Annotated in this window: 11 protein-coding genes; 10 read left to right on the top strand and 1 reads right to left on the bottom strand. The window is 70.8% G+C overall.

The annotated features are described in order from the left end of the window. A partial coding sequence (locus ACFV4N_RS32865) for an ATP-binding cassette domain-containing protein (protein WP_499676539.1) occupies nt 1–510 on the top strand: 510 nt, incomplete at its 5' end. Here the strand turns inward: ACFV4N_RS32865 and ACFV4N_RS32860 are convergent. Further along, on the bottom strand, nt 482–967 hold the full coding sequence (locus ACFV4N_RS32860) for a hypothetical protein (protein WP_499676538.1): 486 nt from the start codon (nt 965–967) through the stop codon (nt 482–484). The genes ACFV4N_RS32865 and ACFV4N_RS32860 overlap by 29 nt on opposite strands. A gap of 109 nt (nt 968–1,076) precedes the next feature. On the opposite strand from ACFV4N_RS32860, the gene ACFV4N_RS32855 reads away from it, so the two are divergent. The 9 genes from ACFV4N_RS32855 (at nt 1,077) to ACFV4N_RS32815 (ending at nt 10,510) form a co-directional block, all read left to right on the top strand. After that, complete coding sequence (locus ACFV4N_RS32855; protein WP_499676537.1) at nt 1,077–1,592, top strand: pyridoxamine 5'-phosphate oxidase family protein; 516 nt, start codon at nt 1,077–1,079, stop codon at nt 1,590–1,592. 353 nt (nt 1,593–1,945) lie between these two features. Beyond that, nucleotides 1,946–2,632, top strand: coding sequence for a GNAT family N-acetyltransferase (locus tag ACFV4N_RS32850; RefSeq protein WP_499676536.1), 687 nt, complete (start codon nt 1,946–1,948; stop codon nt 2,630–2,632). A 37-nt stretch (nt 2,633–2,669) separates the two neighbouring features. Next, nucleotides 2,670–3,650, top strand: coding sequence for a polyphosphate kinase 2 (ppk2, locus tag ACFV4N_RS32845; RefSeq protein WP_499676535.1), 981 nt, complete (start codon nt 2,670–2,672; stop codon nt 3,648–3,650). Between the two features lie 100 nt (nt 3,651–3,750). Continuing rightward, a complete protein-coding gene (locus tag ACFV4N_RS32840) occupies nt 3,751–5,448 on the top strand; it encodes a glycoside hydrolase family 13 protein (protein ID WP_499676534.1) in 1,698 nt (565 codons plus the stop codon). A 52-nt stretch (nt 5,449–5,500) separates the two neighbouring features. Beyond that, nucleotides 5,501–7,807 carry a family 49 glycosyl hydrolase gene (locus tag ACFV4N_RS32835; RefSeq protein WP_499676533.1) on the top strand — a complete coding sequence of 769 codons (2,307 nt, stop codon included), beginning with the start codon at nt 5,501–5,503 and terminating at the stop codon, nt 7,805–7,807. A gap of 217 nt (nt 7,808–8,024) precedes the next feature. Beyond that, complete coding sequence (locus ACFV4N_RS32830) at nt 8,025–8,732, top strand: hypothetical protein (protein ID WP_499676532.1); 708 nt, start codon at nt 8,025–8,027, stop codon at nt 8,730–8,732. A gap of 66 nt (nt 8,733–8,798) precedes the next feature. Beyond that, entirely contained in the window at nt 8,799–9,212 is a 414-nt protein-coding gene (locus tag ACFV4N_RS32825) for a hypothetical protein (RefSeq protein WP_499676531.1), read from the top strand. Beyond that, a complete protein-coding gene (locus ACFV4N_RS32820; RefSeq protein WP_499676530.1) occupies nt 9,209–9,670 on the top strand; it encodes a hypothetical protein in 462 nt (153 codons plus the stop codon). Before ACFV4N_RS32825 ends, ACFV4N_RS32820 begins: the two co-directional genes overlap by 4 nt. Nucleotides 9,671–9,844: 174 nt before the next feature. Continuing rightward, nucleotides 9,845–10,510: a lytic polysaccharide monooxygenase gene (locus tag ACFV4N_RS32815; protein ID WP_499676529.1), complete on the top strand. Its 666-nt coding sequence runs from the start codon at nt 9,845–9,847 to the stop codon at nt 10,508–10,510. Nucleotides 10,511–10,597: the final 87 nt, after the last annotated feature.

Below are 10,597 nucleotides of genomic sequence, written 5' to 3'. Positions count from 1 at the left end.
GTGACCGGGCCGAACGGCGGGGGCAAGACCACGCTCGTGCGCGTGCTCGGCGGCGAGCTGCGGCCCGGCTCCGGCACGGCGGACGTGCCCGCGCGGGTCGGCCACCTGCGGCAGGACGAGGCGGCGTGGCGGCCGGGGCTGACCGTGCTGCGGGCGTTCGCCGAGGGGCTGCCCGGCCACCCGGACGAACACGCCGACCGCCTGCTCTCACTGGGCCTGTTCGAGCGCCGCGACCTCACCGCGCGGCTCGGCGAGCTGTCCTACGGGCAGCGGCGGCGCGTGGAGCTGGCGCGGCTGGTGACCCGGCCGGTCGACCTGCTGCTGCTCGACGAGCCCACGAACCACCTCTCTCCCGGACTGGTGGAGGACCTGGAGGCGGCGCTGGCCCACTACCCGGGCGCGCTGGTGGTGGTCACCCACGACCGCCGCCTGCGGGAGCGGTTCGGCGGCACGCGCCTGCACCTGGAGGGCGGGGAGGTCGTCACGGCCGGTGGAGGCGCTTCAGGGTGAACAGGTTGTCGGTCGGGTCCACGGTCGCGTGGAGCAGCGCGCCGACCCGGTGCTCCGGGTCGGTGGAACCGCGGTGGGTCGCCTCGAACGGGGACACGTCGTCACCGCTGATGCGCAGGCGCAGCACGGCGACGTCCGCGCTGTCGTCGCCGGGGCTGACCAGTTCCAGCCCGATGACCTCCGCGACCGCGGGGCGGCCGGCGCGCAGCAACCGCTCGGTGTCGCTCCTGTGCTCGTCGGCGTCGAACCAGATCGCGAACCCGAGCGGCAGGATGAACACCAGCAACAGCACCTCGATGAGCGCGCACGCCCACCACGGGATGTCGGTGGTGAACAGCAGGACCGCGGGCATCGCCACCATGAGCCAGCACAGCACGGCGGACGAGCGGAGGGTGAACCGCGTTCCAGGGCCCCCGATCGACGCCTGCCTGGGGGTGGCGCCTTCACCTGCGGTCACCCGGTCATGGTAGCGAGGCCCGGTGCCGCCCCAGGGCCTTTTCGGCCGGCGCTTCGGGGCGGCATCCCCTTTCCCGGGAGCGCTTCGCGGGACTGGATACGGTGGCCCCATGCGCGAAACCGCCGAAGAACTCGCCGAACTCCAAGCCCTGCTCGACGCCTCCCTGTCCCGCTCCACCGACCACCTCCGCTCGATCGTCGCCGAGCGCACGCTGACCGCGGAGCAGCTCACCGGGGTGCTGACCGGCATGTGCACGCTCGCCCTGTCCACCGTGACGGCCAAGGGCGAACCGCGGATCAGCGGCGTGGACGGGCACTTCCTGCACGGCCGGTGGCACTTCGGCACGGCGCGCACCGCCGCCAAGGCCCGCCACCTCGCCGCCCGGCCCGCCGCGAGCGTCGCGCACCTGCGCGGCGAGGACCTGGGCGTGTTCACGCACGGCACGGTGGAGGTCCTCAACCCGGAGGACGGCGACCCGGCCCCGGACTGGCCGGACCTGCTCGCGTACTTCAAGGACTTCTACGGCGACCAGACCGACTGGGACAAGGACGTGATCTACTACCGGTTGCGCCCGCACTGGATGACCGTCTACGCCCCCGACCTCACCAAGCTGACCGCACCGTGACGGCCGGGTCGTGGCGGCCGGGTCGTGACCGCCGGGTCGTGACCGCCGCACCATGACCGCCGCGGAGGGGTGGGCCCGGCACGCGATGCGAAACCCACCCCTTTGTCGCGATCGGTTCGTGAGCCACCTCCTCCCGGCGCCGAGGTGTTCCGCGTGGACACCCGGCCCCGTGCCTTCGGGTCACGCCCTCCACCATGCACGTGCCGCGGGGCGCGCACCACACGCCTCCCACCATCGGGCCGGCGAACCACCCCGCTGAGTGATGAGATCCTTGCGCATCAAGAGTTTCCACTCCGTGGGACACCCCCTGGCCGGGCACTAGATTCGTCCTGTCTCGAACTCCTGGGGGTGACATGTCTTCGCCGTTGGACAACCCGGCTTGGGCGTCGTTGACCGGTGCGCACGCGCGTTTCGCCGAGGTGCGCGGGCAGGCGCGGCGCTACGTGCCGGACGTGGCGCCGTTCCTGGCCGTGGCCGACGACCCGGGTGACGGCGTGTGGTCGGACGTGGCCGCGCTGGCCGGTCCGGGCGCGGTGGTGGCGGTGAACTCGTCGCTGGCGCCGCCGGGGGCCTGGGAGGTGGTCGACCGGGTGCCCGGTGTGCAGCTGGTGGCCGCGGACGTGCCGGACGAGCCGTTCGCCGAGGCGGTCCGGCTGGGGCCGGCGGACGTGCCGGAGGTGCTGGACCTGGTGGAGCGCACGCGGCCGGGGCCGTTCCGGGTGCGCACGATCGAGCTGGGCGCGTACCTGGGGGTGCGCCGGGACGGCAGGCTGGTGGCGATGGCGGGTGAGCGCCTGCGACCGCCGGGGTACACCGAGATCAGCGCGGTGTGCACGGACCCGGCGTACCGGGGGCGTGGGCTGGCCACGCGGTTGGTGCTGGCGGTGGCGCACGGCATCCGGGCGCGCGGCGAGACGCCGATCATGCACGCGGCGGCGGGCAACACCGGGGCGATCCGGCTGTACGAGTCGCTGGGCTTCGAGCTGCGGAGGACCACGTCGTTCGTGTCGCTGCGGGTGCCCGAGGCGTCGGTGGTGTGACCGTTTGCCGTGCTCGCGGCGGGGGTAAGCCGGTGGGGTGAACAACGCGCTCGACATCTCGGACCGGTTCCCGGACCTGTCGGTCGACGACCTCGTGGTGGACTACGAGGACGGTGACGACCCCGTGCTGCGGCGTTCCGACGGGTCGCTGGTGGACACGTGGCGGGAGAACTACCCGTACTCGGAGCGGATGACCCGCGAGGAGTACGACCTGTCGAAGCGGCTGCTGCAGATCGAGCTGCTGAAGCTCCAGTACTGGATCAAGGACACGGGTGGCCGGGTGGTCATCGTGTTCGAGGGGCGGGACGCGGCGGGCAAGGGCGGGACGATCAAGCGGTTCACCGAGCACCTGAACCCGAGGGGCGCGCGGGTGGTGGCGCTGGGCAAGCCGACCGAGCGCGAGCAGGGCGAGTGGTACTTCCAGCGGTACGTCGAGCACCTGCCGACGGCGGGCGAGGTCGTGCTGTTCGACCGGTCCTGGTACAACCGCGCCGGGGTCGAGCGGGTGATGGGGTACTGCACCGACGAGCAGTACGAGCGGTTCACGCGGCAGGCGCCGACGTTCGAGCGGATGCTGGTGGACGACGGGATCATGCTGGTCAAGCTGTGGTTCTCGGTCTCGCGGGCGGAGCAGCGGACGCGGTTCCTGATCCGGCAGGTCGACCCGGTGCGGCAGTGGAAGCTGAGCCCGAACGACGTGCGGTCGCTGGACCTGTGGGACGCCTACACCGAGGCGAAGGTGGCGATGTTCCGGGCCACGGACACCGAGGCCGCGCCGTGGACCGTGGTGAAGAGCAACGACAAGAAGCGGGCCCGGATCGAGGCGATGCGCAGCGTGCTGGCGCGCGTGGACTACGCCGACAAGGACCCGGAGGTGGTGGGCGAGCCGGACCCGAAGGTGGTGGGCCCGGCGGCGACGCTGCTGGAGGAGGGCGAGGACGAGGCGTCGCTGAGCCCGACGCCGCTCGCGCCGGTCGACGACCCCGACCACGGCCCCGGCGTGCACCCGGCCACGTAGCGCACCAGCCCCGACGGTTCGGGTGTCCGCCGGATGGCGGTCACCCGGCGGTGGGAACATGGCGGGGTCGTGTTCGGGCCGAGGCTCACGAGGGGTGTCGATGACGCAGGGGACCGGCTGGTGGCGGTCGGCGGTGGTGTACCAGGTCTACCCGCGGAGTTTCGCCGACTCCGACGGTGACGGGATCGGTGACCTGAACGGGATCACCTCCCGGTTGGACCACCTGGAACGGCTCGGCGTCGACGTGGTCTGGCTGTCGCCGGTCTACGCCTCGCCGCAGGCCGACAACGGGTACGACATCTCCGACTACCAGGCGATCGACCCGGCGTTCGGCACGCTGGCGGACTTCGACCGGCTGGTGGCCGAGCTGCACGCCCGCGGCATGAAGCTGGTGATGGACCTGGTGGTCAACCACACCTCCGACCAGCACGCCTGGTTCGTCGAGTCGCGCTCGTCGAAGGACGACCCGAAGCGGGACTGGTACTGGTGGCGGCCACCGCGCGAGGGGTTCGAGGCGGGGCAGCCGGGCGCGGAGCCGACGAACTGGGAGTCGTTCTTCTCCGGGCCGGCCTGGACGCTGGACGAGGCGACCGGCGAGTACTACCTGCACCTGTTCGACCGCCGCCAGCCGGACCTGAACTGGGAGAACCCCGAGGTCCGCCACGCCGTGTACGAGATGATGCGGTGGTGGCTGGACCGCGGCGTCGACGGGTTCCGCATGGACGTGATCAACCTGATCGCCAAGGACCCGGCCCTCCCGGACGGCGCCCTGACCGGCACCGCCGGGTTGGGCGACGGCTACCCGCACTACGGCACGCGGGACCGGGTGCACGACTTCCTCCAGGAGATGCACCGGGAGGTCTTCGCCGGCCGCGAGGGCCTGCTGACGGTGGGGGAGATGCCCGGGGTGACGTGGGAGCAGGCGCGGCTGTTCACCGACCCGGCGCGGCACGAGGTGGACATGGTGTTCCAGTTCGAGCACGTCTCGCTCGACCACGGCCCGGGCGGCAAGTTCGACCCGCGCCCGCTGGACCTGCGGGCGCTCAAGGCGTCGCTGGGCCGGTGGCAGACCGCTCTGGGCGAGGTGGGCTGGAACAGCCTGTACTGGAACAACCACGACCAGCCCCGGGTGGTGTCCCGCTTCGGCGACGACGGTACGTGGTGGCGCGAGTCGGCCACGGCGCTGGCCACCGTGTTGCACCTGCACCGCGGCACGCCCTACATCTACCAGGGCGAAGAGCTGGGCATGACCAACGCGCCGTTCCGGTCGATCGACGACCTGCGCGACGTGGAGTCGCTCAACCACTACCGCGAGGCCGTCGCCGCCGGAACGGACCCGGACGAGGTGCTGCGCGGCCTGCGCGCGATGGGCCGCGACAACGCCCGCACCCCCGTGCAGTGGGACGCGAGCCCCAACGCCGGGTTCACCACCGGCCGACCGTGGCTCGCGGTCAACCCCAACCACACCTGGCTCAACGCCGCCGCCCAGTACGACGACCCGCGCTCCGTCTTCAACCACTACCGGCGGCTCATCGAGCTGCGCCACGCGCTCCCGGTGATCGCCCGCGGCGACTTCCGGATGCTCCTGGCCGACGAGCCCCACCTCTACGCCTACGAGCGCACCCTGAACGACGACCGGCTGCTCGTCGTGGCCAACCTCGACGGCACACCGCGAACCGCCGTCCTGGACGGCGGCTGGTCGGCTGCCGACCTGTTGCTGTCCAACGTCGACGAGCCGTCGGTCGTGAGCGGCCGGATCGCCATGGAGCCGTGGTCCGCACACGTCTTCATGAAGTGAGGCCGCGGTAGCACGACGCAAACCCTTCCCAATGACGAGAAGAGGATTTCGCATGTCCGCAGCAAGAAAGATCCGACCGGCGGCGCTCGTCGCCGGTCTGGCCCTCGCCCTGGTCGGCGCCCTCGCGCCGGCCGGGGTGGGGACACCGCCGGCTCAGGCCGCCGCCGTCTCCACCGCCGACAGCGATCAGCTCAAGACGTGGTGGCACGACAACCACGAGTTCAACACCACCAGCCCGGTGGCGAGCGACAAGGTCCGGCGCTCGTCGTTCTACGACGTCCAGGTGGCCACCGCCGCCGCGCCGACGACCAGGTACGACTCGTTCGCGTACATGAGCATCGCGCGCAGCGGCAAGGGCAAGATCGGCTACACCAAGGAGGACGGCGCGGAGTTCTCCTCGTCGGCGAACCTGACCATGAGCTGGTCGTCCTTCCAGTACGCCACCGACGTGTGGGTGGACGTCTCCCTGCGCACCGGCCAGAGCGTCTCCTCGGCCGACCAGGTCAAGATCAAGCCGAGCAGCCTGAACTTCGTCAAGCAGCTCGTCGACGGCGACACCGTGCGCATCAAGGTGCCCTACAGCGCGGCGGGCCACCGCTTCTCCGTCGAGTTCGACCCGCAGCTCTACACCGCGTACAACGACATGTCGGGCCCGGCCACCGACGCCGGCAAGCTCACCACGTCGTCGGGCAACGGCAACCGCGCCATCCACACCGAGCCGCGCAACTCCATGATGATCTTCGCTGAACCGGCGCCCACCGGTGCGGAGCGGGACCGGCTGATCCCCACGTCGTCCTCGGGCAGCACCTACTACCCGCCGCAGGGGCAGGTCACCAACCTGAACACGATCAGCGAGGAGATCGTGTACTTCCGGCCCGGCACCTATTACATGACCTCGAAGTACCACGCGCTGCTGCCCAAGCAGGTCAAGTGGGTCTACCTGGCGCCCGGCGCGTACGTGAAGGGGGCCATCCGCTTCCCCGACGACAGCCAGGGCCTCTACAAGGTCACCGGCTACGGCGTGCTCTCCGGTGAGCAGTACGTCTACGAGGCCGACACCGCCAACGGCTACAACCACCTCTCCGGCTCCTCGAACTGCCACTCCACCTGCGTGAAGATGCTGCAGTTCCAGTCGGCCGGCGGTCGGCAGCAGCACCTGGACCTGCAGGGCGTGACCATCAACGAACCGCCGTACCACTCGTTCGTCGTCTACGGCGACGAGCAGACGTTCAGCATGAGGGTCGAGAACTACAAGCAGGTCGGCTCCTGGTACTGGCAGACCGACGGCATCGAGCTGTACCGCGGCAGCACCATGAAGAACACGTTCTTCAACGCCAACGACGACGTGCTGAAGATGTACCACAGCGACGTCACCATCGACAACACGGTGATCTGGAAGAACGAGAACGGCCCCGTCATCCAATGGGGCTGGACCCCGCGCAACATCGACAACGTGCGCGTGAACAACACCCACGTCATCCACAACCGGATGTATTGGAAGGACGTCAAGTACAACACCTGCGTCCTCAACTCCTCCTCGCACTGGGAGGACATGGGCTCGACCACCAAGGCCGACCCCAACGCGTGGGTGAGGAACATGACCTTCGAGAACATCACCGTCGAAGGCATGACCAACTGCGCCATCCGCGTCTTCGCCCTGTCCAGCACCGAGAACGTCCACGTCAAGAACCTCAAGATCGACGCCTGGAACCACCTCGACGCGTCCTCGCAGGTCAACCTCCTCAAGCGGTACAGCAACAGCGGCGGGCAGAAGGTCACCCTCGGCAACGAGACGCGTGACAGCCGCGGCCTGAAGCTGGAGAACTACACCGTCGGCGGCACCGTCATCGACAAGTCCGGCACCAACTGGGCCGCCGACAAGCCCGGCCGCATCGGCTTCGACGCCGAGACCTGGGACAACTGGAACGCCTGGGGCCCCGGCGGCGGCAACCCCGGCCCCGACCCGGACCCGGTCACCGGCGGCCGGATCGTCAACGGCGCCACCGCCAAGTGCCTCGACCGCGCGGGCGGCGGCACGGCCAACGGCACCGCGATCCAGCAGTGGGCCTGCGCCGCGGCGCCCGCCATGACCTGGGCGCTCGACGGGCAGCAGCTGAAGTCCGGCGGCAAGTGCCTGGACGTCGAGGGCGGCGCCACCGCCAACGGCACCAAGGCCCACCTGTGGGACTGCGGCACCTGGGACAGCCAGAAGTGGGCCTTCCAGTCCAACGGCACCCTGAAGAACCTCAAGTCCGGCCGCTGTTTGGACGTCGAAGGCCAGAGCACCGCCGACGGCGCCCGCCTGCACCTGTGGGACTGCGGCACGTGGAACAGCCAGAAGTGGACCCCCACCGGCTGACCGAGCGGTCCCCGGCGCACGGCCGACCAACCACCCGTCCGTTGTGGACTGACGGTCGTGACGTGGTGCCCGAAAAACGGGATTGATCGCGGAAAAACGAGTCTGGACAAAGAAAAATACGTTCCCCTAACCTGAAGACGCCGCCGCCACGGTGTACCGAGTCCCGGCGGGAAACACTTCCCCGGTGCTCCCTTCCGATCCTGACGGAGGCACACCCATGAAGAAAACGGCCAAGGCGGCCTGGTCCGCCACCGGAGTCGCCGGTCTCGCGCTGTCCGCGGCGTTCGTCGCGTCCTCGCTGCCCGCGAGCGCGAACGTCGTCGCGGTCACGTCCCCCGTGAGCGCGGGACCGGCGGCCCACGGCCAGCAGTACCCGGACGGCCCCTCCTCCGTGGACGGCTCGCCGCTGGAGCGGTGCCGCCGCGGCACGGACTACGCCGTGCCGGGCCGCAACCCGGTCCTGGACGAGCCGCTGAACACCGGCTTCAAGAGCAACGTCGGCCTGTCGGTCAAGGTCCAGCTCGAAGGCGGCACCGCCTACGGCAGCCGCAAGCTCATCTTCACCAACACCAGCAGCGCACCCGTGCACACCGACTGCCTGGTGCTGAAGTTCCGCGCCCCCTCGGGCTCGGTGGACCACCACTACCGGGCGTCCGTCCAGTACGGGCACCCCCAGCAGGACTACGTCGAGGTCCCGCGCGGCAACGGCGAGTCGCACTACATCATCCGGTTCGGCTTCCACGACGTGCCGCTGGCCGACCGCAACATCCCGGTCGGGCAGAGCTGGACCTACGAACTGGCTGGCTCCAACCAGGGCTCGATGAGCCTGGAGGCCACGCGGGACTCCGTCGAGGTCCTGGCGGACCTGAACGTCGGCGGCAACAACTGGATCTCCCAGTACGGCACCAAGCGCCTGGGCAACTGACGCCAGGTAGGGGTGGCGGCCCCGCAACGACGCGGGCCGCCACCCGGCCATCCCGGGAGGACCCACGTGAGAACCCTCGTCTGCCTCGCCCTGACCGCCGTGGTCTCCGCCGGCTGCGCGTCCGGCGAACCCGACCACTCGCACCACCGGCACCACTCCGTCACCGCGGAGGACGCCGCGCGACTGCGCGGGGTCGCCACCACCTACCTCGGCCTGCTCTCCGGCGGCGACCCGACCGCGGCCTGGGACATGTGGACCGCCGACGCCCAGCAGCGCGACCCGCGGGAGGTGTTCGTCGACCGGCTCGCGCACTGCGCACCCGGGGTCCCCTACGAGGTGCTCGGCATCGTCGCCGACGGACCGGACCTCGCCCGGGTCTCCTGGAAGCACGGCGAGCGCACCGGCGAGCACCTGCTGCGCCTGCACGACGGGCAGTGGCGCGTCGACCCCGTCGACACCACCACCTGCGGTGCGCCGTGACCGCCCGCGCGGTGACGCTGCTGCGCGGCTCGCTCGGCCTGGTGTTCGTGTGGTTCGGCGCCCTCAAGGTCGCCGACGTGACACCGGTCGCCGACCTGGTCGCCCGCACCGCGCCCTGGCTGGACCGAGACCTGCTGCTGGTCTCGCTGGGCTCGGTGGAGGTCGTGCTCGGCGCGGCGCTGTGGCTCGGCCGCCGACTGGACCGGGTCGCGGCGGTCGCCCTGGTCCACCTGCTGGGGACGTTCCTGGTCCTGGTGGTCCAGCCGCAGGCGGCGTTCCAGGCGGGCAACCCGCTGCTGCTCACCACCGAGGGCGAGTTCGTCGTCAAGAACCTCGTCCTGATCACCGCCTGCCTGGTGCTCATGTCCGCCGACCGGCCGCGACGGGCCCGGCACCCGCTCGACGACGCGACCGACACACCCCAAGACGCCCCCGCGCGGCCCGACCGCGCGGGGTGAGCGGGACCGCTCGGTGGCGGCCGGCCGGTCCCGCTCGTGCGAAAGCGGTGGCGTCGTCGACACCCGACGGCGCCACCGCCCTCGCGGACGTCCCGGACGCCCGTCCGCCGACCGGCACCCCTGCCGCCGGCACCACTCCACACCCGGCACCACTCCACACCCGGAGGACACCGCATGCACACCGCACCACCCGCGACCCGACGCCGGACCGCCCTGCACGTCGCGCTGCTGTTATCCCTGGTCGCCACGGCGCTGACCTTCCAGCCGACCCGCGCCTCGGCCCACGGCACCGTCGTCGACCCGCCCACCCGCAACTACGGCTGCGCCACCCGCTGGAACGGCCCCGGCGCGCCGGGGATGCAGGAGCAGGACTTCATGTGCTACCTGGCCTGGAACCAGAGCCCCGACGCCATGTGGAACTGGAACGCCCTGTACGCCAACAACCTGGGGGAGGACATCGAGAGCGCCGTCCCCGACGGCCAGATCTGCAGCGCCGGGCGCGCGGAGGGCGGGCGCTACGCGCCTATGGACAACCCCGGTCCGTGGCAGGCCACGAGGGTCGGCAGCAGCTTCCCCGTCACGGTGCAGGACGTGGCCCGGCACGGCGCCGACTACCTGAAGATCTACATCACCGAGCAGGGCTTCGACCCCACCAGCTCCATGATCGGCTGGGACGACCTGGACCTCGTCGAGCAGACCGGCCGGTACGGCTCCCAGTTCGAGTACAAGACCGACGTGTCCACCTCCGGCTACAGCGGCCGACACGTCCTCGTCACGGTCTGGAAGGCGTCGCACATGGACCAGAAGTACTTCCTGTGCAGTGACATCGACTTCGGCTGACCTCCGCAACGGCGCCGCCCCGCGCGTCGCGGGGCGGCGCCACCCGGTACGGGCGCCCCGTGCGCGGGAGACCCCTCAGAGCGCGGA

Origin of the sequence: Actinosynnema sp. NPDC059797, from assembly GCF_042732085.1 — a bacterium.
Taxonomy (GTDB): domain Bacteria; phylum Actinomycetota; class Actinomycetes; order Mycobacteriales; family Pseudonocardiaceae; genus Actinosynnema.
The sequence above is the reverse complement of the archived record's forward strand: the minus strand, read 5'-3'. Positions and strand labels throughout refer to the sequence as shown.